This window comes from Cytobacillus solani (genome assembly GCF_006704205.1).
GTDB lineage: Bacteria > Bacillota > Bacilli > Bacillales > Cytobacillaceae > Cytobacillus > Cytobacillus solani.
Genome location: NZ_CP041305.1, coordinates 1,537,124 through 1,559,458, shown reverse-complemented (window position 1 = coordinate 1,559,458; position 22,335 = coordinate 1,537,124). Strand labels below are relative to the sequence as shown.

General features: G+C 37.1%; 26 protein-coding genes and 1 pseudogene. 17 read left to right on the top strand and 10 right to left on the bottom strand.

Features of this window, described 5'->3' with window-relative positions; genetic code table 11:
* Positions 1-541 precede the first annotated feature (541 nt).
* On the top strand, positions 542-1,285 hold the full coding sequence (locus FI644_RS07895; protein ID WP_053478225.1) for an alpha/beta fold hydrolase: 744 nt from the start codon (positions 542-544) through the stop codon (positions 1,283-1,285).
* A gap of 23 nt (positions 1,286-1,308) precedes the next feature.
* Here the strand turns inward: FI644_RS07895 and FI644_RS07890 are convergent, their stop codons facing one another.
* The 3 genes from FI644_RS07890 to FI644_RS07880 are packed head-to-tail and all read right to left on the bottom strand — an operon-like array spanning position 1,309 to position 3,305.
* The gene (locus FI644_RS07890; protein ID WP_053478218.1) at positions 1,309-2,214 is read right to left on the bottom strand and encodes an aminoglycoside phosphotransferase family protein; all 906 of its coding nucleotides are present in this window, start codon (positions 2,212-2,214) and stop codon (positions 1,309-1,311) included.
* Between the two features lie 24 nt (positions 2,215-2,238).
* Positions 2,239-2,931 carry an LrgB family protein gene (locus FI644_RS07885; protein WP_142108212.1) on the bottom strand — a complete coding sequence of 231 codons (693 nt, stop codon included), beginning with the start codon at positions 2,929-2,931 and terminating at the stop codon, positions 2,239-2,241.
* Complete coding sequence (locus FI644_RS07880; RefSeq protein WP_053478216.1) at positions 2,901-3,305, bottom strand: CidA/LrgA family protein; 405 nt, start codon at positions 3,303-3,305, stop codon at positions 2,901-2,903. The genes FI644_RS07885 and FI644_RS07880 overlap by 31 nt, the downstream gene beginning before the upstream one ends.
* Before the next feature lie 189 nt (positions 3,306-3,494).
* Here FI644_RS07880 and FI644_RS07875 point away from each other — a divergent pair, with 189 nt between their 5' ends.
* Positions 3,495-3,932, top strand: coding sequence for a MarR family winged helix-turn-helix transcriptional regulator (locus tag FI644_RS07875; RefSeq protein ID WP_053478215.1), 438 nt, complete (start codon positions 3,495-3,497; stop codon positions 3,930-3,932).
* A 49-nt stretch (positions 3,933-3,981) separates the two neighbouring features.
* On the opposite strand, the gene FI644_RS07870 is transcribed toward FI644_RS07875, so the two are convergent.
* Both FI644_RS07870 and FI644_RS07865 read right to left on the bottom strand, forming a co-directional pair.
* Complete coding sequence (locus tag FI644_RS07870; protein ID WP_142108211.1) at positions 3,982-5,202, bottom strand: MFS transporter; 1,221 nt, start codon at positions 5,200-5,202, stop codon at positions 3,982-3,984.
* 22 nt (positions 5,203-5,224) lie between these two features.
* Complete coding sequence (locus FI644_RS07865; protein WP_053478213.1) at positions 5,225-6,268, bottom strand: ArsR/SmtB family transcription factor; 1,044 nt, start codon at positions 6,266-6,268, stop codon at positions 5,225-5,227.
* A gap of 206 nt (positions 6,269-6,474) precedes the next feature.
* Here FI644_RS07865 and FI644_RS07860 point away from each other — a divergent pair, with 206 nt between their 5' ends.
* Positions 6,475-6,753 carry a YbyB family protein gene (locus FI644_RS07860; RefSeq protein WP_053478212.1) on the top strand — a complete coding sequence of 93 codons (279 nt, stop codon included), beginning with the start codon at positions 6,475-6,477 and terminating at the stop codon, positions 6,751-6,753.
* Positions 6,754-6,792: 39 nt separating this feature from the next.
* A complete protein-coding gene (locus tag FI644_RS26275) occupies positions 6,793-6,960 on the top strand; it encodes a hypothetical protein (protein WP_156319161.1) in 168 nt (55 codons plus the stop codon).
* Between the two features lie 217 nt (positions 6,961-7,177).
* On the opposite strand, the pseudogene FI644_RS07855 reads toward FI644_RS26275, so the two are convergent.
* Positions 7,178-8,019: pseudogene (locus FI644_RS07855) on the bottom strand (aldo/keto reductase).
* 25 nt (positions 8,020-8,044) lie between these two features.
* On the bottom strand, positions 8,045-9,238 hold the full coding sequence (locus FI644_RS07850) for an MFS transporter (protein WP_053478211.1): 1,194 nt from the start codon (positions 9,236-9,238) through the stop codon (positions 8,045-8,047).
* Positions 9,239-9,442: 204 nt separating this feature from the next.
* Here FI644_RS07850 and FI644_RS07845 point away from each other — a divergent pair, with 204 nt between their 5' ends.
* Entirely contained in the window at positions 9,443-9,814 is a 372-nt protein-coding gene (locus FI644_RS07845; RefSeq protein WP_053478210.1) for a winged helix-turn-helix transcriptional regulator, read from the top strand.
* 311 nt (positions 9,815-10,125) lie between these two features.
* Positions 10,126-10,947, top strand: coding sequence for a GNAT family N-acetyltransferase (locus FI644_RS07840; RefSeq protein ID WP_053478209.1), 822 nt, complete (start codon positions 10,126-10,128; stop codon positions 10,945-10,947).
* 105 nt (positions 10,948-11,052) lie between these two features.
* Here the strand turns inward: FI644_RS07840 and FI644_RS07835 are convergent, their stop codons facing one another.
* The gene (locus tag FI644_RS07835) at positions 11,053-11,673 is read right to left on the bottom strand and encodes a flavin reductase family protein (protein ID WP_053478208.1); all 621 of its coding nucleotides are present in this window, start codon (positions 11,671-11,673) and stop codon (positions 11,053-11,055) included.
* Positions 11,674-11,771: 98 nt separating this feature from the next.
* Here FI644_RS07835 and FI644_RS07830 point away from each other — a divergent pair, with 98 nt between their 5' ends.
* The 11 genes from FI644_RS07830 to rpmG all read left to right on the top strand — a co-directional run bounded on the left by FI644_RS07830 (position 11,772) and on the right by rpmG (position 20,214).
* A complete protein-coding gene (locus FI644_RS07830; protein WP_053478207.1) occupies positions 11,772-12,464 on the top strand; it encodes an ArsR/SmtB family transcription factor in 693 nt (230 codons plus the stop codon).
* Positions 12,465-12,660: 196 nt separating this feature from the next.
* Positions 12,661-13,581: a c-type cytochrome gene (locus FI644_RS07825; protein WP_053478206.1), complete on the top strand. Its 921-nt coding sequence runs from the start codon at positions 12,661-12,663 to the stop codon at positions 13,579-13,581.
* Positions 13,582-13,632: 51 nt separating this feature from the next.
* Positions 13,633-14,334: a response regulator transcription factor gene (locus tag FI644_RS07820; protein WP_053478223.1), complete on the top strand. Its 702-nt coding sequence runs from the start codon at positions 13,633-13,635 to the stop codon at positions 14,332-14,334.
* A 149-nt stretch (positions 14,335-14,483) separates the two neighbouring features.
* The gene (locus FI644_RS07815; protein ID WP_056681976.1) at positions 14,484-14,942 is read left to right on the top strand and encodes a hypothetical protein; all 459 of its coding nucleotides are present in this window, start codon (positions 14,484-14,486) and stop codon (positions 14,940-14,942) included.
* A 180-nt stretch (positions 14,943-15,122) separates the two neighbouring features.
* Positions 15,123-15,854, top strand: a complete 732-nt coding sequence (locus FI644_RS07810; RefSeq protein ID WP_053478204.1) for an SDR family oxidoreductase — start codon at positions 15,123-15,125, stop codon at positions 15,852-15,854.
* Positions 15,851-16,888, top strand: coding sequence for an S-adenosylmethionine:tRNA ribosyltransferase-isomerase (locus FI644_RS07805; RefSeq protein WP_053478203.1), 1,038 nt, complete (start codon positions 15,851-15,853; stop codon positions 16,886-16,888). The genes FI644_RS07810 and FI644_RS07805 overlap by 4 nt, the downstream gene beginning before the upstream one ends.
* Positions 16,885-17,256, top strand: a complete 372-nt coding sequence (locus FI644_RS07800) for a VOC family protein (protein WP_056681979.1) — start codon at positions 16,885-16,887, stop codon at positions 17,254-17,256. The genes FI644_RS07805 and FI644_RS07800 overlap by 4 nt, the downstream gene beginning before the upstream one ends.
* Positions 17,257-17,524: 268 nt before the next feature.
* A complete protein-coding gene (locus FI644_RS07795) occupies positions 17,525-17,866 on the top strand; it encodes a lmo0954 family membrane protein (protein WP_053478201.1) in 342 nt (113 codons plus the stop codon).
* Positions 17,867-17,889: 23 nt separating this feature from the next.
* Entirely contained in the window at positions 17,890-18,537 is a 648-nt protein-coding gene (locus FI644_RS07790) for a PspA/IM30 family protein (RefSeq protein ID WP_142108210.1), read from the top strand.
* Between the two features lie 320 nt (positions 18,538-18,857).
* A complete protein-coding gene (locus tag FI644_RS07785) occupies positions 18,858-20,048 on the top strand; it encodes a GTP-binding protein (RefSeq protein ID WP_053478199.1) in 1,191 nt (396 codons plus the stop codon).
* A gap of 16 nt (positions 20,049-20,064) precedes the next feature.
* Positions 20,065-20,214, top strand: coding sequence for a 50S ribosomal protein L33 (gene rpmG, locus FI644_RS07780; RefSeq protein WP_053478198.1), 150 nt, complete (start codon positions 20,065-20,067; stop codon positions 20,212-20,214).
* A 64-nt stretch (positions 20,215-20,278) separates the two neighbouring features.
* Here rpmG and FI644_RS07775 read toward each other — a convergent pair whose 3' ends face one another.
* Both FI644_RS07775 and FI644_RS07770 read right to left on the bottom strand, forming a co-directional pair.
* On the bottom strand, positions 20,279-21,202 hold the full coding sequence (locus FI644_RS07775) for a TIGR03943 family putative permease subunit (protein ID WP_053478197.1): 924 nt from the start codon (positions 21,200-21,202) through the stop codon (positions 20,279-20,281).
* 12 nt (positions 21,203-21,214) lie between these two features.
* Positions 21,215-22,219 carry a permease gene (locus FI644_RS07770; RefSeq protein ID WP_053478196.1) on the bottom strand — a complete coding sequence of 335 codons (1,005 nt, stop codon included), beginning with the start codon at positions 22,217-22,219 and terminating at the stop codon, positions 21,215-21,217.
* Between the last annotated feature and the right edge of the window lie 116 nt (positions 22,220-22,335).

The window sequence follows — 22,335 nt, the reverse complement described above, 5'->3', positions numbered from 1 at the left end:
ATATTTATTACTCCCAGAAAGTCTTTTAATATTATTCCAGGCTTCAATCGCCTCGTCAGGACTTTTCCGGCTTAGGCTGGAGGATAAAAAAGGAGAATTCTGGAATAGGAATACAGTTCGGGATACATGGATAAGTGAGAATGAGCGAATTATCTATTTGGAAAGCCATTACTTTGCAGACCCTAAAAAACTATACTTGCGCTTTGATTCGATCCGAGCCCCTGAACAGGATAAAAAGATTAAAATCAAATACACATCAGAAAATTAGGGGTTGAAAAGGGACAAGGTGAAAAGTCACCATGTCCCTTTTCACATATCTAGGCCATAAAAAGAAGGATGATTTGAAATATAGTAGAAATAGTAAGTAACCCCTTTATTAAAAAAAGCAGGAGTATACGATGAAAAACTAAAAAAATGGGCTGGAAAGGCAATAGAAAAACAAGTACCAAACCCTGGAATTGTACAAACGTACTTATTCTGTACTTAAAGGAGGATCTAACGATTGCATTATAAAGAATACGGAGATAAAAAAGCCGCATTAATGCTTTTTTTGCATGGCGGAGGAGTGACCGGCTGGATGTGGGATAAGCAGGTTCAATTCTTCATGCATTATCATTGCATTGTCCCAGATTTGCCTGAGCAAGGGAAGAGCGATGATGGAACGTACTTTTCGATAAAAAACTCTGCTGAAAAACTAATTGAATTAGTTCAAGAAAAAGCAGATGGAAAGCAAGTGATTGTAATTGGATTTTCATTAGGCGCTCAGGTAACCATTCAAATGTTAAGCATGAAACCAGAATTAATCGATTATGCAATGATCAATAGTGCGCTAGTAAGGCCTATGCTTTGGGTGAAAAAGTGGATCAGCCCCTCTATTAAACTTACATTTCCCCTTATCAAAAATCAGTCATTTTCAAGAATTCAGGCAAGAACACTTTATATTGGGAAGGATAATTTTGAAATCTATTATAAAGAAACCTGTCAAATGAAATCTGATACTTTGATTCGAATACTAGAGGAAAATATGTCATTTGAGATACCCGATCATTTCCATGAAGCAAGGGCGCAGATATTGGTTACTGTAGGTGAAAAAGAGAAAGCCGTAATGAAGAAGTCAGCAATCGATATTGTGCAGAGGAATCCAAATTGTATAGGCATGATTATCCCAAATATAGGACATGGACTGTCTCTCGCAAATCCGGCCTTTTTCAATCAAATCATTAAAGACTGGATTGCTGAAGGGAGGATTCCAAAGGAAGGAAAGCTTATTAATCGGAGTCATTAAAAAGGACCATCTTACCCGATCCCTTAAATAGGTCGGCGATGGTCCCAAAAGTATTGTATCGAATGAAAAAAAGCTTCATCATAATTCCCATGGTCTTCAATAGACCAACATGTGGCTAAAACGGAATGGGCAAATCCCCATGAATAAATTCTATGAGTATCGAGATCTAATTCCTCTGCTAAAAGGGCTATACGCTTGTCAATCAAAGCTGACAAATTTTCTGCAGGCAGCCGATTCAATAAAAATTGAATGACATCATATTCTCTATCACCAATTAATCCTTTAGGGTCAATGGCTGCCCATGAATCGCTGCCAGCATTCAATATATTGTAATGATGAAGATCGCCATGAAGCAAGTATGGCTTTTCTATTGATCTATTCAATGCTGTAAATGTTTTAGCTGCTTCCTGAAGCGTCTCTTTTGTAATGGGACCAATTCCTTCAGGGTTTTCTATCAATATGTTTAATAAAGCTTTTTCCCTATCTTCACTAGTAGGAATTTGCAGAGTATCCGATGCTGGAACCCACAATGCTTTCATGACTCTTGAAGCAATACGTGTCGCTGCTTCATCATCTTCTATGGATGCTAACATTTTTCCTGGAGTTAGTCGTTCAAGAATGAGAATTCCTTTTTTGAGATCCACATCAATGATCCCCACCATTCCACGACCGTTAAATTGCTGTATCGTGTAAACCTCTGCATTGAATTCCTCACCAGGAATGACAAGCTTAACAACGACTTCTTTCCCATCCTTTTGCACAGCAGGCGCAACGAAATTATAAGACAAAGGGAATGGAGGCATGATCTGGATGTCCCAGCGCTCCTCACATTCCTCAATGAGCTTATTAAAACGCTTCAGCCATTGTTCACCGTTCTCTTTGTGGACAGACTTGATTGTTTGTACAAATTTGTTCGGTAATTGCCTCATTTAATGTCTCCTTTTTCAGAGATTCTAAATATGAAAAGCCCATGCAACAATGGGTCCAAATATGGACCCAAGAACAGCACATAATGTCATAGAAACAGAGCTGATGGACGCTGTCAGTTCGCCATATTCAAATGCCTTCGAGGTGCCGAGAGCATGTGATGCACTTCCAAAGGCAATCCCTCTGCCAATAGAGCTATTAATGCGGCTCCATTTTAAAAATAATGGCCCTAGAATAACACCAGAAAAACCGGCAATCATGACAAATACCATTGTCATAGAAGGCTCAACACCCAAATCTGTAGCAATCTGAATGGCTACAGGTGTAGTAATTGACTTTGGAATTATGGATAGAATTAAGTCACGGTTTATTCCAAAAACCTTTGCAATTAAGATTCCGCTGATCATACCGGAAAACAATCCAATTAGAACACCAACAATAATTGGATAGATGTAGCTTATTAATATGTGGCGGTTTTTATAAAGTGGATAGGCCAATGCAACAACTGCTGGTCCTAATAAAGAATTAATCCACTTACCGCCAATCATATACTCATCATACGAAATATTAGTAAGTAATAGAAGCAGAATGTTGAGAGTTGTTGCAGTAAGGACGGGAATTAAAATCGGATAGGGAAGCCTTGCATAGATTTTCGCCATTGCTAAGTAAACAACAACAGTTCCAAGAATTATAATGATTGCGATAAGTGACTGCTGCATTTTTTATTATCCTTTCGTTTTAGTGTCTTCTTTTCTAAAAATTGGCTGGCTGTTCCTGACACCAGCATGGTCACAATAGTGCTAACAATGCCGATCAAACATAAGATCGCTCCGCTGATAGAGAATAGTGACGGGTAATTCATAATTCCGATCATGGCAGGAATAAATAATAATGGCAGATAGGCTAATAAAAAGTTTGCTCCATTCTCTATGATCTTCAATGGAATAATTTTAAGTGATAAACAAATAAGTAATAGAATTAGACCAATAATACTTCCTGGAATAGGGATAGGGAAAATATGATGAAAAACATTTCCAATCCATGTGAAAGCATATAAGATTGCAATTTGGTAGATAATTTGTAGTCCCTTCATAATACTGCTGTTCTTTAAATAAAGAACAGCTGCCTCCTTTTTCATGTGAAATCGTGATGATGATAATTAAGACCTTTACTTTACAAACATATACTTGTAAGATACAAGTATATGTTTGTATTATACAAGTAAATGCCGATTTGTCAATCATCAATTAAATTGTATAAAATATAAGCGGAGGGGAATCCATTGCAAAAAGAAAACCAAAAAGCAGTTGAACGTATAGAATATGAACTTACTACATTAATCCGACGAGCTGTTTATTTAGATATTTCCGATAAAAAAATTGGGCATTTAGAGAGATCTGTCTATTTATTATTAAGGCATCTAGATGAATTTGGTCCATCTCGATTAAAAGCTTTGGCTGAAACCTTTAATTTAGATATATCAACTCTTTCTAGACAAGCATCTGCTATTGAAGCAAAAGGATATATTTCGCGTTTTTCAGATCCAACGGATGGAAGGGTGAGTTTATTTAGACTTACGGATATAGGCAGGGAAAAATTAATAATAGACAAAAAAATGAGAATTGAGCGCTATCATGCAATGTTAGACAACTGGTCAAATAAAGAGAAAGAGATATTTGGTGAACTTCTTGAGCGTATGAATGAAGCATTGATTGATTAGATTCATTAGAAAGCTGCCAATTACGGCAGCTTGTTTATAGAGCTTCTTATTATGAAGCCATCTCCTTTTTTATTGGATTATCAATAAATTTAAAATATGGGAGAAAGATACCTATTAAAGAGACACAACAAATGAGTGATCCTATTAATAGATATAATGGCCTTATCCCCCATAGCTCACTTAATACGCTGCCTGCGGCTACCCCTAAAGGCATTGCACCACGAATAATAAAAAGCCTTACAGAAATGACCTTCCCCATTAAATGGTTTGGTATTATTTGCTGAAAGATGGATATATTATGTACTCCGAAAATTGCCATGGCAATACCGGCAATAGCCTCTGTCATATATGCAACATACATACTATGATTAATGGCAAGGAATAGATAAGTAAATCCGCCTATAACCAGTGATCCTAGCATGATCACTCGCCGGCTTTTGTATTTGATTTTCCCGATTAACATAGATCCGATTACATAACCAAGAGGGAAGCTTGCCATAAAATAACCATATTCTGCATAGGTACCTGATAACTCAGTAGTTATGTAGGGAAGATTGATGACCATGGCAGCGCCCACTCCAAATTGAACAAAAGCAAGAAAGATTCCTAGCCAAACTATGATAGGCTGCTTGAAAAAGTAGGATATTCCTTCAGTAAATTGCTGTAACCAAGTTTTTCGCTCATTTTGAGAGGTCTTTTCCTCTTTTATAAATAGTAATAGTGTACCGCTTGCCAGAAGGAACCCACTTACAAAGAAAAGAGTTAGTTTTACACCAAAGTATTCCACCACTACTCCTCCAGCAATTGGAGCCATAAAAGTCATCAGTCTTACGGTTCCATCTAAATAGGCATTAGCTGTATTTAGCTGTTCTTTTGCCACAATGAAAGGGATGATTGCCTGATTCGCTGGTGTGTATACGGGCGTAATCAAGCCTACGAAGATTTGGACTGCGAAAATATGCCAGGGTTCGAGAGTTCCTGTTAGTAAGGAAACAAGCGGAATGAGAAAAATTCCCCCCCTAGCCCATTGAGAAAAGACCATAATCCATTTTCGACTCCAGCGATCGATAAAGGGACCAATGAATAATTGGAGAATAAGGGACGGGAGAAAATATAATAGCCACATACTCCCAAGTGCCATTGTGGAACCAGTAAGCTGATAAATAAGAATTGAATTGCAAAAGGTCCCAAAAGCACCGCCAAATTCAGAGATTGCATTTCCAATCCATACAAATACAAACGATCGATTTTTAAAAATACTGTTCCTCATATATCTCCCACCTATAGCCTTATCATTGATTTAAATACAGATCTAACTCTTTTGCTAATCCTTCGAGTGCGTTTCTTTTAAGTGAATATTTGGATTGGAACGTTTCTACTAGTTTAGCTGCTCTAAGAATCTTAAGGTGATGGTGGATCGTAGATTTTCCAATATTCAATTGTGAAGTAAGCTCCTGTAAGGTACGGTCATGCTCATTAAGCATTTTGATAATTCGCATTCGAACCTCATCTCCTAATGCCTTATGTTTAAGAACAAAAAAGTGATTAGGTGTGTATTTATCATTGGGAGAGATACTTTCATTGGCTATGGGATAATAGAAAACCTTTGCTCCCTCTATATCTGCTTCGATATTCCATGGGCGGTATATATATTGTGGAATTAAAATGACTGTATGTATGCTTGGTTCTGGTATATAAGTAACCCCGCCAGTTGCCCATTCTACGAATTCTTCAGATTCCATTTTTTCTGCCATTAATTTCTTCGCTTCATAATCCGTTTGTAAAATAGCCAAAAGCTTTTCAGGCCAATTATTTATAACTGTTCCGTACCAGCCTGTCATGACATAGATAAGATGTTCTTTCAGGAGATTTCCATCTACTTGACAAATAAATGCTATATAGTGAGGCAAATAAGGATGTTCGTTCGTTAAGCGCTGCATTTCTTTCATTGCAGTTTGCACACCGATTGCTGCACTGTGCCTGATTTCTTGATAGTGGGTGCCTATAAATGGCAAACAAATAAACTTTAAATCTATATTCGGGAGATCTTCTATATACGTTGTAAATTCGGATAGCTGGATGAATGGCTTTTTATGCAGCAGTTGGAGTAGCGCTTTCCACGTATTATTCTTCTCGACAAAGTCTAAATGCTGCAATAACTCTTTTGGTGCAGAATTTCTAATATCAGTCCAATACGCGGGAGGTTTATCTAACGTTTTAATAAGCGGTGTATTGGTAATGGCTGCGATCCCTAATGCACATTCCCACAAAAGGGAGTATTCTAGCTGAATTTGGTAAGTTTCTCTCTTTCTGCCTGTAAGATTTAAAATATCCAAATATAGCACCTCATTTATTTTATTTCTCTATATTCTATAATTATAGAATAATATATTCAATATTTATAAAATAAATATTATGCATTTGAAATCATGTGAAAAGAAAAATGTTTAATTTGATAGAAATAGGGAATACATCTAGTAGAGAAATAGATAGAATGATTCATTAAGAAAGCTTAAAACATAATAGACGAGGAGGACTTATTATGAAACAAGCTTCACTTGTAAAATCATTAACGGTAGTAGGTATAGGGGTAGGAGCATCAGCGGCAGCCATATGGTTATCGTCTAAACCAAACCGAATCCTTGCTAAAGATGTGCTAAGGGATTGGAAACGAAAGGTAAAGCCGACTCCTTTTGATAAAAGTGAAAATCTCCCAATTGAAAAAGGGGGACACCCACATCCGTGGGATATCGAGGATAATAATATGGTAAGTGAAGGAGCTCAATATTCTGTTCAATTTTTCAATGAAAAAGTTCAGTAATCTTTTCATCAAATCAAATAATAACTTGAGGTGAGTGTAATGAAGAGAGAGATGAAAGAGACTCTGAAACCAATGAACGGCACGATGGTACAGAATTTCAAGGAAATGAAGGAAAATGGAAAAGTAATGGAGAGTATGGATACGAATAAAGAGTTAAAAGAGAAGGGAAAACAGCCAGATCCGAAGCAAGATACGGAATCTAAATAATAAGAGAATATGAACTATTGAAGGCTTGGGGGTGTCTCCAGGCTTTTTTATCTTCGAATAATACAAATATGTCAACTAGTTATACGGGAGTAAACCTCTATATTATAAAAAATAATTAAAGGAGAAGAAATCAATTTGAAGACAATCATTAAAAAAGTGTAGAGAAAAAATACTCTTTCTCTACACTCTGTGAACTCGGAGTCCGAGTTCTTTTAAATTAAAAATCAAAGTTATCTGGATCTGGCCCTACACGAAGATTTTGATTTAATCCATCAACGATTTCCATTTCTTCTTTCGTCAATTCAAAGTCAAATACATTCGCATTTTCAACAATACGATGCTCTTTTGTTGATTTTGGAATGGTAACAACCCCGTTTTGCAAGTCCCAACGCAAAATAATTTGGGCGACAGATTTATTATGATTGTTCGCAATTTCCTGTAAAACTTCGTTATCTAGTAACTGACCTTGCATTAATGGTGACCATGCTTCTAGCTGAATGCCGTTGTCTTCACAAAATGCTTTCAGCTCTTTTTGAGTTAATCGTGGATGGCATTCTACTTGATTGATCATCGGCTTGATTTCAGCATCCTTCATTAAGTCTTCTAAATAATGAATTTGAAAATTACTTACACCAATTGCTTTTACTCGGCCTTCTTTATAAAGAGTTTCTAACGCTCTCCAAGCATCCTTATATTTTCCTGCAACCGGCCAATGAATCAAATATAAATCTAAATACTCTAAGCCAAGTTTCTTTAAGCTTGCTTCATAAGCAGCAATGTTGATTCATATCCTAAATCCGCGTTCCAAACCTTTGAAGTAACAAATAGCTCTTCTCTTGATATGCTTGCATCTTTTAAACCTTCTTGGATCCCTTTGCCAACACCTTTTTCATTCTCATAAATCGCTGCTGTATCCACACTGCGATATCCATGTTTAATCGCTATTTTTACCGCGTTCACTAATTCAGGACCCTCTTCGACTTTAAAAACTCCAATTCCAAACCAAGGCATTTTCACACCATTATGCAAAGTTGTTGTATCTTGTAAATTTTTAACCATCATCTTTAAACCCTCCAAAATTTTATTATATTTTACTTACTTGATCTTTTCGTTCTAATGCTCTGCTAAATCCAGTTAAGACTGCAGCCGTTAAAACCATAAGTGCTCCAATCCAAGATGTCTGGATGAGCCCTATCGAGTCTGTTATGAGACCGCCTAAATAGGAGCCAATCGCAATCCCGGCATTAAATGCAGCAATATTTATAGCTGATGCTACATCAACCGCACTAGGGACAAAGCGCTCAGCCAGCATGACAACATATACTTGTAAGCCCGGGACATTCATAAATGCTAACAGACCCATCAATAGAATCGTTATTAAACCAGCAATTTTAAATGGTGCTGTATACATCAGAATAAATAAGACAACTGCCTGTACAATAAACATATAGAACAATGCACCAATTGGATTTTGATTCGATAACTTCCCTCCAATCATATTCCCAATCGCAATCGCAATTCCATAAACTAATAAAATGACAGCCACGGTTCCTTCTTTAAACCCCGTGATGTCTTGAAGCAATGGGGATAAGAATGTAAATACGACAAATGTTCCGCCATATCCTAATGCTGTAATGATGAATAAAAGCAATAGCCGGCCATTTTTCACAAGCTTAAGCTGATCACGAAAGGTAGTTTTTACTCCTTTTCGTAAATTAGATGGAACAAGAATGCTATTTGCAATAAAGGCAATGACACCAATGATAACAATGGTTATAAAAGCTGTTCTCCAGCCTAGCTGTTGACCAATAAAGGTTCCAAATGGTACACCAGTTACCGTAGCTACTGTAAGACCTGTAAACATAATTGATATCGCACTAGCTCTGCGATTTTCCGGAACTAAATCGGCAGCTATTGTCGATCCTATTGACATGAAGACCCCATGTGAAAATGCTGAAATCACACGTGCCACTAGCAAGAGCCCAATTGTTGTAGAGATTGCGGCAAGAGTATTACCAATAATAAAGACAATCATAATCCAAAGTAATAATGACTTGCGTGACATTCTCGATGTCAAAGATGTCAAAATAGGAGCTCCAAACGTTACCCCTAAAGCATATAAAGAGACAGTTAATCCTGCCGTGGTAACCGGAATACTTAAATCATTTGCAATAAGCGGAAGCAACCCGACACTGATGAATTCAGTCGTTCCGATTGCAAAGGCACTAACTGCTAAAGCAAGCAACGCGAACGTGCTTTGCTTTTTACTTAAAGCCATATTATTTCCTCCTTTTTTCTGTTATACAAATGGAAACTTTCTTTTCGGCGAATAATATATTTTGAAAGAAAGTATAGAATGAATCGGCCAGCAAATGTTATTATGAGATATATAGGACATAAAGAAAAGTACGTACTTTAAAGTTATATAGAAACCAAAAAGTAATATAGGTACTTTTTGGTGCCTGTAAGGAGGAGGACAAGAATGCAAAAAAAGAAATACAATATTTCTGTTGAAGCGACATTAGAAGTCATTGGTGGAAAGTGGAAGTGTGTGATTCTCTGCCATCTAACTCACGGAAAAAAACGAACTAGCGAATTAAAGCGGCTCATGCCAACTATCACACAAAAAATGCTCACCCAACAGCTGCGCGAGCTAGAAGAAGATGGTGTCATCAATCGAATCGTGTACAATCAAGTTCCACCAAAAGTAGAATACGAACTCAGTGAATATGGACGAAGCTTAGAAGGGATCCTTAATCTACTATGTGCATGGGGTGAAACACATTTAACGAGAGTATATGGAGATAAATTTTCGGTTTTAGAAGATAGTGTGTTGAATGAACAGCTTAAATGAAAGGATTAGGAGTTTGAGTTTTCCGGTTATGATTTAGTTTTATTCGCAACTCTTTTCATCTATTTTTCATTTGGAGGAAATGATAGGTCTGATTTGTCACCTACTTTCTTCCGATTCACTCAGAACGGATCCAAATTACCGGACAATAAATGTAAGACAGATAAAACAGCCGATTCCTTAAAGGTAAAATCGGCTGTTTTAATTTCTATTTTCCTTAGCAATTACCCAAACAATGTCAACAAACTCATAAAAAGGATTTTATGCTAGAAATAAAGAATAAGTTACTATCGCTTAATTTAGGGAGGTAAAGAATGCTGACAGCGAAACAGTTAACAGATATTAAGGAACTACAGTATGTTTGTGAGAAGGGTGAACCCTTCGAATTGAAATTGAATTGGGATATGCTCCAATCACGTGAGGAAAATGAAGGAAATGACTTTTTTCATTATGAAGATGGAAAGTTAGTTGGTTTTCTAGGTTTGTACGGGTTTGGAAATAAAGTGGAAGCTTGTGGGATGGTTGCACCAGATTATCGGAGAAAAGGCATATTTACTAAGCTTTATCGCAAGGCAGAAAATGTGTTGAAGGAACGGGGAACTTCGCATATTCTCTTGAATGCTCCATCCAATTCTGAATCTGGAAAAGGCTTTCTGCAATCCATTCCATGTTCTTATGCATTTTCAGAGCATCAGATGAAATGGGAAGAAACGGAACTCTCTTATAAAGAGGATGTGGTATTAAGGTTATCAAGTCCCGATGATTTTGAAACAGAAGTCCAATTAGATGTCCAGTGCTTCAACTTTGAAGAAGAGGATGCACGAGAATATAATGAAAGAATCAAGCGGGAAAATACGGATCAATTTTATATCATTGAAGCGAATGGGATTTCTTCTGGCAAAATGCGGATCTCTCATCTAAATGGAGAAGCTTGGATTTACGGATTTGCTATTTTCCCTGAATATCAAGGCAAAGGCATTGGACGAAAAGCGTTAACAAACGTCATTTTAAATGAAGATAAGAATGGATTTTCGATTTTTCTAGAAGTAGAAGCAAAGAATGCGCACGCATTAAAATTATATGAGTCTTGTGGATTTAAAGCCTATCATGCACAGGATTATTATAAAAAGGAATAAATATGGTTTTATCATTTATAAAAGTACTCCTTTATGGGAAAAGAAAGTCACCTTACCCTCTATTTTTAGGGATAGGGTGACTTTCCCCTTTATTTTAAACAAATACTATATCTCCGCTCTAAATGTTTTTCCCAGCTGATGACTAAGGCTAAAATAATGACGGAAATTATATATAATTGGACTCCACTTGTTTGGATCAATATGATTTTCTCCAATAATAATATCTTTATGAGCATGGATGTGTATTGCCTTTGTCTCCACAATGGCAAAATCAGGGGTATGCTCGGGAATCCGAATGTTATTCACTGCTGCTTCAATTTGTAAAGGACATTCCATAATTCGAGAAGGTTTCACAGTCTTAGATTCAATTGGTGATAATCCACTAATGGCATACTTATCTTTCCCATACTCAAACCCTACTTTTTTCTTAAATTCGGGAACGGGATTCTTTCCGGTGTAGTGTGCTAATGATTCAACATTTCTCCATAATGAAGGACTTGGAATGTTGATTACACATTCAGGATGTCGTTCTAAATTTTCGATGGCTTTTCCTCCAAGACCAATGCCCAAAATGATGCAATCCCCTAATGCCCACGATGATGATATAGGGCTAATATTTACGGAATCATCCTCATTTAGTGTATTTAATAAGATTACGGGAGTTCCATAGTATAGAATGCTAGGCTGAATTCTTTCTATGTTTAGTGCTTGATAGGCAGTTTCCATTTTTATTCTCCTCCTACTTATATGTTCTTATTTATTGTAAAATAGTAATATTCTAATCTCCATCGAAATATGGAATACAATGAGAAGGAGGGGGTTATGTGAATGCAAATCCCAATGTAGCGATTATTGCTAGTCTTGTTAGTGAACCTTCACGTGCAGCAATATTAACTGTCCTAATGGATGGCAGATATCATCCGGTAAGTGAATTAGCATATATGGCTGGAATTAAACCACAAACAGCAAGCTTTCATTTAACAAAAATGGTCAGCGCAAATATAGTGGCAGTAGAGAAGCATGGAAGACATCGCTATTATGGCATTCAAGATCAAGATGTTGCTCAGGTTATGGAATCCTTGCTATTAATTGCACCGCCAATTGAAATTAAATCATTCAAACAAGCTTCTGAAGATAAGGCCATACGCTTAGCGAGGACTTGTTATGACCATCTTGCAGGGGGACTTGGCGTGCAATTGACAGATGCTCTTATTCAAGAAGGCATTCTTTATGAGGGACCGAAAGAATTCACAGTTACAGAAAAGGGAAAGGAGTTCCTTGCTGATTTTCAAATTGATCTCAAAAAGGTTGGGACAAAGAGGCGTTCATTTTCACACAAATGCCTGGATTGGAGTGAAAGGCGGCACCACCTTGCTGGAGCACTTGGAAATGCCCTTTTAGAAAGGTTATTAGAATTAAACTGGGTAGAACGTTTACCAAAAACAAGAGCAATTAAAGTTACATCTAAAGGTGAAAAAGGATTGAAGGAAACCTTTTCTATAGAAGTTAGTATATAGCAGAATTTTTCTGAGTAAGCATAAAATATAGTCTGCTCTGAAATATGAAGAATATATGAAATCTATACCTTTCACTGCAAAGTTCACGAAACGCTCACGACAAATTAACCAACTCTTAACACTCCTTTTAGACAATTTACTTGTGATTTCAATCATAGTAAATGCCAAATGAACAGCAGTCGAAAGGAGAATGAATATGAAAGTTAAAAATCCGATGTTCTTACCAATAATGGCCATCATTGTTACGATGATAGCCGGCTTTACGTATCTTTATATTTATGTAAAGGATAAGCCAGCAAAGACGGAATTGGCGAGTTCTGAACCAAAAGTAGAAGAAAAGACTCATCCATATGCTCCGCCAAGTATGGAAGAGGTGCCAGAAGGGGAAGAAGGCGAATTAATTAAGCTAGGACAAAAATATCATAATGAAACAAGCAGTGTTTTAGACGGGTATGTCGGCAATACATTAAGTTGTGCCAGCTGCCATGCGAATGGAGGAGTTGGTGATTCTCTGGATTTAGTTGGAATCTCAAAAACATATCCACAATATAATCCTCGTGCCGGACGAGAAGTAAGTATAGAGGATCGAATTAACGGATGCTTTATAAGAAGTATGAATGGAAAGCCCCTTCCTAAAGAGGGAGAAGAAATGAAGGCAATGGTTGCATATTATAATTATATTTCAACAAATGTTCCAGAAGGTACGACTGATCGTCCGTGGGCTAAGCTTAAAAAGGCAGAAGGCGATTTATCAAAAGTGAATGTAGATGAAGGAAGAGAACTTTATCAGCAAGCATGTATCACTTGTCATGGGGAAGATGGTGCTGGCGGAGCAACAGGACTTGCACTTTGGGGAGATAACTCATACAATATTGGTGCCGGGATGGCTAGAGTTCGAACAGCTGCTGGCTACATTCAAAAGTATATGCCAAAGGCGCCCGTAGGTGATTATGAGGCAGGTTCTCTTACAGAAGAACAAGCGATGAATATCGCAGCATACATCAATTCAATGGAGCGTCCAGACTTTCCAAACAAAATTCATGACTGGCCGAATGGAGATGCACCAGATGATGCAGCCTATGAAACTTTAGCGGGCAAGAAGAAATCTGATAAATAGAAGTTTAATATAAAGCTAGTTTTACTGTATAAGAGAAATGTGGTGATTGTTATGGAAGATGGGAAGCTGAGAGGAAAGACGATTCTTCTTATTGATGAGAGCGAAGAAAACCGGGTTGAGCTTAATTGGTATTTATCCAAAAATGGCTTTGAGATTATAGAGGCCGAGAATGGAGAAGAAGCCAAAATGAAATTTTTAAAGTATGACCCCTGTTTCGTCCTGCTTGAAACAGAACTTCCTGATATGAATGGGTTAGACTTTTGTACTTGGGTTCGCAACCAGAATTCTAACAATGTTCCTATTATCATACAATCATCGAAAGGTGCTGACCAAGACAAAATACAAGGGCTGAAGATGGGTGCAGATGACTATATTGTGAAACCGCTAAACTCTGAAGAGCTATTGATAAGAATAGAGACTGTCTTGAGAAGAACCGTTAACCGCTGCAGCAAGCTAAGCTTTAAAGGACTGACAATCAAGCCGATAAAGGGGATCGTAAAATTTCATGATTATGAAATTCAATTAACCCATTTTGAGTATCGGCTTTTGTATCTTTTTATGACACATCCAGATCAGATATTATCAAGGGAACAAATTATTAATGAATTATATAAGAAAAATGAAAAGGTTATAAACGAAAGGACAGTGGACGTCCATATTAAAAATCTCAGGGAGAAAATCGCTGGATTTTCGGACTATCCTTATATTGTGTCTATACGTGGCTTAGGTTATAAATTTAATATCGATTTTTAAGAAATGGGAGAACGGAGATGTTATATATGTAACATCTTCGTTTTTTTTAGTCTTATAAATGTCAGCATAAACCAATAGTTCAATCGGTAATACTATTAATATAAGTTAGATGCAAAATCATAAATGGACAACAGGCAAGGAGGGCTGGAATGATTGGATTAATCCTTTCTGTTATAGCAATCAATACGATCGTTTTTTTTGTAAAGAAGAATCTGACTATGAATCAAATGGTCCACATCTGGTTCTTCACGATTTCATTCCAATTAACTTTTGATATTTTTATCGATTTAAAATATCATGGCTATTGGTATATAACGAAAGGAATTGATTGGGAAGCCTTTCCTGCCTACACAATATTAGTCCCTCCTGTTAATATCCTATTTTTAAACTGGTTTCCTTTTAAACGTTCCTTTATGAAAAAATGCTTATACTTGGCTATATGGGTAGGAGTCATATTACTTTATGAAAGTATTGTCCAGCTTCCGCCTCCGTGGGGCTATTTTGAATATGGCTGGTGGAGGTTGGAGTATTCTGCAGTGTTTGACCCGATATTACTACTTATATTAATAGGTTATTATAAATGGATACAAGTGATTGAAAAGAAATAGTGATGGAAATTGGAGCCAATTTGTCTTCGTTTTTTATGCGTCCTAAATGAATTCTCATTCAAAAGTAGTAGAAGTTTATCATCATAATTGAGTAACCGTATTCCATCTCGCTTCCGATGCTTCGCGAACGCTTTCTTTCTAAAATAAAGTTAAGAACAATATAGAAAGCGAGAGATTCTAATGGATAAAAAACCGGTTGTAATGATTACGGGCGCATCAAAAGGTCTTGGAAGAGCATTAGTATTAGCATTGGCTAAAGAAGGGGTACGGCTAGCTATTTGTGCAAGAGGAGAAATGATGCTCCGCAAAATAGAGAAAGAGGTACTGGCACTTGGAGCAGAAGTGATTGCCGTTGAAGCAGATGTCTCTGACATAAGGGATGTAAACCGCTTCGTATCTATAGTAGAAGAGGGCTTTGGACGTGTCGATGTATTAATTAATAATGCTTCTATATTTGGACCCGGACCAGCGCTATTATCTGATTACCCGGAACATGATTTTGCTGAAGTGCTTCGGGTCAATACAGTGAATCCTTTCCTCGTTACAAAGCGAGTATTGCCAGGTATGTTGATTCGAAACAAAGGGAGAATTTTCAATTTGACCTCTGAAGCTGGCAGAACAGGATTTGCAGAATGGGGTGCATATGGCATCTCTAAATTTGCAGTAGAAGGTTTAACACAAACTTGGGCGGATGAGCTACAAGACACAGGAGTCACTGTCAGCATGGTGGACCCAGGGGAAATGGATACAGAAATGCATAAAGTTGCTGTCCCAGAATGCGATTATGAACTAGAGGATCCTAATGAAGTGGCCAAGATATTTGTTACCCTTGCATTAGATGACTCGATTGAATTAAATGGAAAACGGTTTGAGGCACAATCTTTTTTACAAGGAAAGAGGGATGAACAATGATGAGTACCGCACGTTCATTCCAAGTGCCTGAATATTTAAATGCACGTATGCCAGCAGAATATCGAGGGATCCAGAGGGATCATGTCCGTTTGATGACTTTAGATACAGTGACAGGAGATTGTTCCCATAATTTTTTTAACAAATTGGATTCGTATCTAGTAGAGGGAGATTTACTAGTCTTAAATAATAGTCGAACCATTCCGGCAGTATTAAAAGGAAAAAGAGGAAAGCAAACGATTGAAATTCGCTTATCCAGAAAATTATCGGATAGAGAATGGGAAGCCCTTATCGTTGGCGGAGTTATCACTGTTGGAGAAAAGATTGATTTACCTGGAGGACTAACAGCAACTATTACTGGGCTAGGAACAGAGGCACCTTTAATCGTCCTTTCCTTTTCAAAGAGCGGATTAGATTTATTAGAAATCTTCTATCAATACGGGGAGCCGCTCCATTACGAATATATTGAAACTCCTTGGCCAATAGAAATGTATCAAACCGTCTATGCTTCTGTTCCGGGATCTGTAGAAATGCCATCGGCCGGAAGAGCATTTACTTGGAGATTGTTAAATATGCTGAAGGGAAAAGGTGTAAACATTGCCTATATACAGCTGCATGCTGGCTTAAGTTATTACGGCAATGATCGCTGGCCAAACCCTAATAAACATCTTGAGGAATTTTGTGTTCCAGTAAAAACAGCAGAATTGATTAATAAAACAAGGAAAAATAATGGGCGAGTAATTGCGGTTGGAACGACTGTTGTAAGGGCACTTGAAACAGCGGTCAATACAGATGGAAATGTGGAGCCACAGGAAGGGATTACAAGTTTGTATATTCAAAAAGGGTACCCTTTGAAGGCTGTTGATGGTTTAATTACAGGCTTTCACGAGCCAGAAGCAAGCCATTTAGATTTGCTTTCTGCTTTTATTGATAAAGGTTTATTAATGAAGGCATACAAAAAGGCATTAGCTGATGGGTATCTATGGCATGAATTTGGAGATATGAATTTAATCCTGCCGATGGATGAGAGAAAATGAAGTGGCATCATGCTGGAATTCTAGTAAGTAATTTAAATGATTCCATCCAGTTCTATAAACGAATGTTTGGTTTTTCCTTTGAGAAATATTTAACGTTTCAGGATGAAAAAATTGTTTTTCTTCGGAATGGGAATGTCCAAATTGAACTAATTGAGTCAGAGGAAAATCCAGTACGATTACATTCTATTCATATAGCGTGGCAAGTGGAGGATATAGAGGGTTGGAATAGAAAGCTGAAAAGAGAAGGACTTTATCCATCGGAAGGACCTTATAGCATAAGAAATGGGTGGGTCACTGTATTTTATGAGGGACCCGATCGTGAGATAATCGAATTGATTCAAGTAACTAAAATTAAAAACCTTACCTGAGTGAACTGCACCCCAATTGTTTGGAGGTGCAGTTTTTATTAAATCGGTATAAATACCCATGCGATTCTTATTCTACTATAAATAAGTTGTTTAAAGTTATATGTCTTTTTAATAAATATTGGAAAAATACATTTTATTTTACAATTCGTATTTTGGGGGCTGACCCTCACTAAGTCTCGGGACTTAGTTGAAAATAAAGCGCAAGCTCGTTATGAGAATTCAAAAATAAAGGTAAGATGAAATCAAGATAAAGGAAGGAGAAAACAAAATGAAAAAATTTGGTTTGTTATTAATCGGCGGAATTTCAGCGATGATATTACTTTCTACGATTGGTCCTATGATTGGGTTCCTAGTAAGTATTGCGCTTCTATATTTCATCTTTAAACAATTTTTGAAGACAGATTCAACAGGAGGGAAAATTGGGTTAGGGGTGGTCGGTTTCTTTATTCTGATGGCTTCTATTCACAATGCACCTGCGATCATAGGAGTTGTGGCAGCATACGTCCTGTACCTAGTTTATAAAAAATGGAATGAAAACAAACAGGTGGTTGTTAAAGAAACAGACCCATTTGTTAATTTTGAAAAGCAATGGAATGACATCAACAAATAATTGAATGAAGGAGAGAGTGAGTCATGACGAATTTACTTACAAAAATTAAAAATACAATAAAAGCTGATTTAAACGAAGTGCTGGAAAGAAAAGAAAATCAAAATCCGATTACGTTGCTTAATCAATTTCTTCATGAATGTGAACAAGAAACAGAAAAGGTAAAAAAGCTTGTCGATCGTCAATATCAGCTCAAGGATGAGTTTGAAAGAGAGCTAGTAGAAGCAGCAGAGCTTGCCGAAAAAAGGAAGCATCAGTCAGAGATTGCTTCAAAAGCAGGGGAAACAGAGCTCTATCAATTTGCCTCAGCAGAGTATCAGCATTATTCAGACCGTGCCGAACGCCTAAGAGTTTCTCTGAATCACATCTTAAGACAGCTTGAAGAATTAGAAGGAAAATATGAAGAAATGAAGCGTAAGCTTAAAGACATGTATATTCGCAGGATGGAGTTAATGGGACGTGAAAATATCACACGAGCCAATCACCAAATTAACAAATTATTGGATTCAACTTCTAACTCCGATAAGCCATATTCTCGATTTCAAGCAATAGAAGGCTATCTTGATCGTTTAGAGGATCAAGTAAACAGAGCTTTTCACAGCAGCTCCATTGATGCGAAGATAGCGCAATTGGAAAATGAGATGAAAATGAGTGAAGGTAAACTTCATTCTTAATCTAATGGTCTAAGAAAGGAAATGGAATTTACTATGATAAGAGTCAAAGGAACTTGATTCCTTTGACTTTTTTTATAAAATAGGGTGGGTTATTTAATAATTACTCTTGTTTTTTCGAAAAAGAGATGGTATTGTAACAAAGGGTAAATCGTAATTATTACGATTTGTATCATAGGGAAATTGTGAAGCTATTTAAAATTTTTAAATGTGGGGGTGAAAAAGGACGGTTATCTGTTGGTTTGTTGTATTAAAGGAGATTCAATAGATTAATTTTTTTATTATATAAATCGTAATCATTTTGATTAAGGAGAATGAATTTAATGAGAAAAATACCTGTAACAGTATTGAGTGGTTACTTAGGTTCGGGTAAAACAACTTTACTCAACCACATTTTGCAAAATAAAGAAGAAAAGAAAGTTGCTGTTATTGTTAACGATATGAGTGAAATTAACATCGATGCTTCTTTAGTCAAACAAGGCGGATTTTCAAGAACAGAGGAGAAGCTTGTAGAAATGCAAAATGGCTGTATTTGCTGCACCCTTAGGGAGGACTTGATTAAAGAGGTAGAAAAGCTAGCATCATTAGGTGACATTGATTACATCGTGATCGAATCAACAGGTATTAGTGAACCAGTTCCTGTGGCGCAAACCTTCACATATGTGGATGAGAATTTAGGAATTGATTTATCATCATTATGCAGACTGGATACGATGGCCACTGTTGTGGATGCCAATCGTTTCTGGAATGACTTCTCTTCTGGTGAAAGCTTGTTAGATCGCAAGGAAGCGACAGATGAAGCAGATACGAGAGAGGTTGTTGATTTACTGATAGACCAAATTGAATTTGCTAACGTGATTTTGTTAAATAAAATCGACTTGGTAGAACATGAGGATATTCGTGAATTAAAAGCGGTTCTGCAGAAGCTAAATCCTGAAGCACGTATAATCGAAACGGATCATGCTCAGCTTCCGCTCAATTGTGTTTTGGATACGAAATTATTTGATTTTGATAAAGCAAGCCAAAGTGCAGGCTGGATCAAGGAACTGAATAATGAACATATCCCAGAGACAGAGGAGTATGGCATTTCCTCGTTTGTATTTAGACGGAGACTGCCATTCCATCCAGAGCGGCTGATGAAATGGCTAGAGGATTGGCCAGTTGATGTTGTTCGTGCAAAAGGCTTTATATGGATAGCCACACGAAATAATATAGCAGCACTTCTCTCGCAAGCTGGCCCTTCCATTATCCTGCAAGGTGTTGGTGAGTGGATAGCAGCCTATCCAGAAGAGGAAAGGAAACAAGTATTAATCGAAGAACCTGAACTGCTGGAGAAGTGGGATGACGTATATGGAGATCGCCTAACTGAGCTTGTTTTAATAGGGATTGATATGGACCGGGATGAAATTGAAGAATCCTTAAAGAAATGTCTGCTAACAGAGGAAGAGCTCTTAGCGGATTGGTCAACATTCAAAGACCCGCTACCACCGTTTGTAATAGAAGAAACAGAATAAATAGGAGGAAAGAACAATGAGAGTGAAAATTACATTAGCTTGTACTGAAACAGGAGATAGAAACTATATTACGACAAAAAATAAGCGGACAAATCCTGACCGTATTGAGTTGAAAAAATATTGTCCGCGTTTAAAGAGACATACTTTACACCGCGAAACAAAATAGCAAAAAAGGTATAAGCACTTCATTCGTTAAGTGCTTATACCTTTTCAAAAAGAAAGAGTATTGTTTATAAAATTTTAATATTAACAGGATACAGGTAGGGTTTTGCTGGTTCACTAATTTTCTTCCAATGGGTAATTTTAATAATAGGCAATTCATTTCCGCCATAAGTCGTTACGTCTAAAACACCAGTTGCTTCTATCCACGTGTCTTCCTCAACGGAGGCAGCTTCAGAGAACTCAGAAAGAAAGCCAATAATACTTGCATCTGCAACACAGTGGGTAATTAAAAACCTCGATAACACAAGCTGATTTTGTTCAAAGCCCTCTTCTTTGTATACAAAGCCTGTTAAAGTAATGTTTCTTCCTTTATACCGGTTGACATCAAAGCTGATTTCTTCGTAGTAAGGAGAAAATACATAGTCATTCATCTCAATGTTAGTGCTTTGTTCAAGCTTTTGGATTAGCTTGTCATACTCATCTTGGGAGACTTCTTCAGGAAAATCAAGGTTTGATTGGTCGATAGAATGTTCAAGTGGTTCAGAAGGATCAGCTTGTTCAGCTGGATCGGAATTTGTCCCCTCATTTTTCTGAGCAGATTGTTTTTGATTTGACAGGATAGCCATACCCCCTTTTTTATCTACAATTGATGCATCAAGCACTTTGGGTGGCAAGAGGAATCCAGTAATCAGCGGGAATATTAAAATCCCATATGAGAGGAGTTTTTTTATACTAAAAGTGGAATCTCCGTGATCATGGGTACAGGCATGATCAGCATGATGACAATGATGACCTTGCTCTTTAACTGTCCAAATTCGCGTTAATTGAATGAAAAACAAAATCAAAAATAGAATAGAGGCAGATTGACTTAATGATTCGTACTTTGGATTAATATATTTAGTTAAGTCCCCAGTATAATGCATCTTGAAAAGCATGGCAGAAAAAGCAAACAATATGAGTGCTCTTGCAGCCTGCTGAAAATTGAATTTCACTTTTTCTCCTCCTTATATATAGCTGCTCAGTAGTAAAAGGACAATAAATATAATTGATGCGACCAACGCTAACACACTTATAACAAACTTAAATCGAAAGACATTAAGCATCATGATTGTATTTTTAAAATCAATCATTGGACCAAAAATTAAGAAGCCTAGAATAGAAGATGTTGGGAATAAACTGCTGAATGAAGCACCGATAAATGCATCCGCCTCGGAACAAAGAGATAATACATATGCTAAGCCCATCATTACTATTAATGAGGCTACTGTTCCATCCCCAGCCTCTAGCAGCGCTTTAGCTGGCATATATGTTTGCACAAAGGCAGCTAAAATAGCCCCGATGACTAAGTATTTTCCCATATCAAAGAATTCATCTATCGAATGGGTTAGCATAGACCAAAATCGATTTAAAAAAGGCCCTTTTTTTGTATGTGAATGTGAATGGATCGTTTGCTTCTGGGGTGCAGTTTTAAATTGATTCCCTTTAAAAAGAAGGCTGATTACGATGGATATGATAATGGCAATGACAAAACCTAAGCCCATTCTTAATCCTGCAATTTTAAAGTTGTTTCCAAAGGCCATGTATGTAGAGGCGATAACGATTGGGTTGATAAGAGGTCCTGTTAGCATAAAGCCCATCGCAGCGTGGATAGGCACCCCTTTGGAGATAAGTCTTCGAACAATAGGAACAATCCCGCATTCACATGCAGGGAACAGGGCTCCTATAATACAGCTCATAAGCACAGCCAGTAATTTATTTTTGGGAATGCATTTCTTGATATGTTCTTCTGTTACGAAAATTTGGATAATTCCTGCGATAAGGACACCGACGAGTACAAAAGGAAGTGCTTCTATTAAAATACTCAAAAATATCGTATTCATGTTTAAAAAAGAAGCTGGTACTTCAAATAGATTTTTTATATTAGAGCCAAATGAAAAAAAGAATAAAGCCAATCCGATAATTAAAATCCCCGTTATATCTATGATATTAGCATGGAAAAGGCGTTTCATGAATTCCTCCTACAAAAGATAAGTGTATTTTAACAAGCAGCCTATTGTGACTAATCAGGGCTTGTCAAACAAAAAAATAAAAAGTCCCTCCTGCCATTCATGTGGCAGGGAAGGGG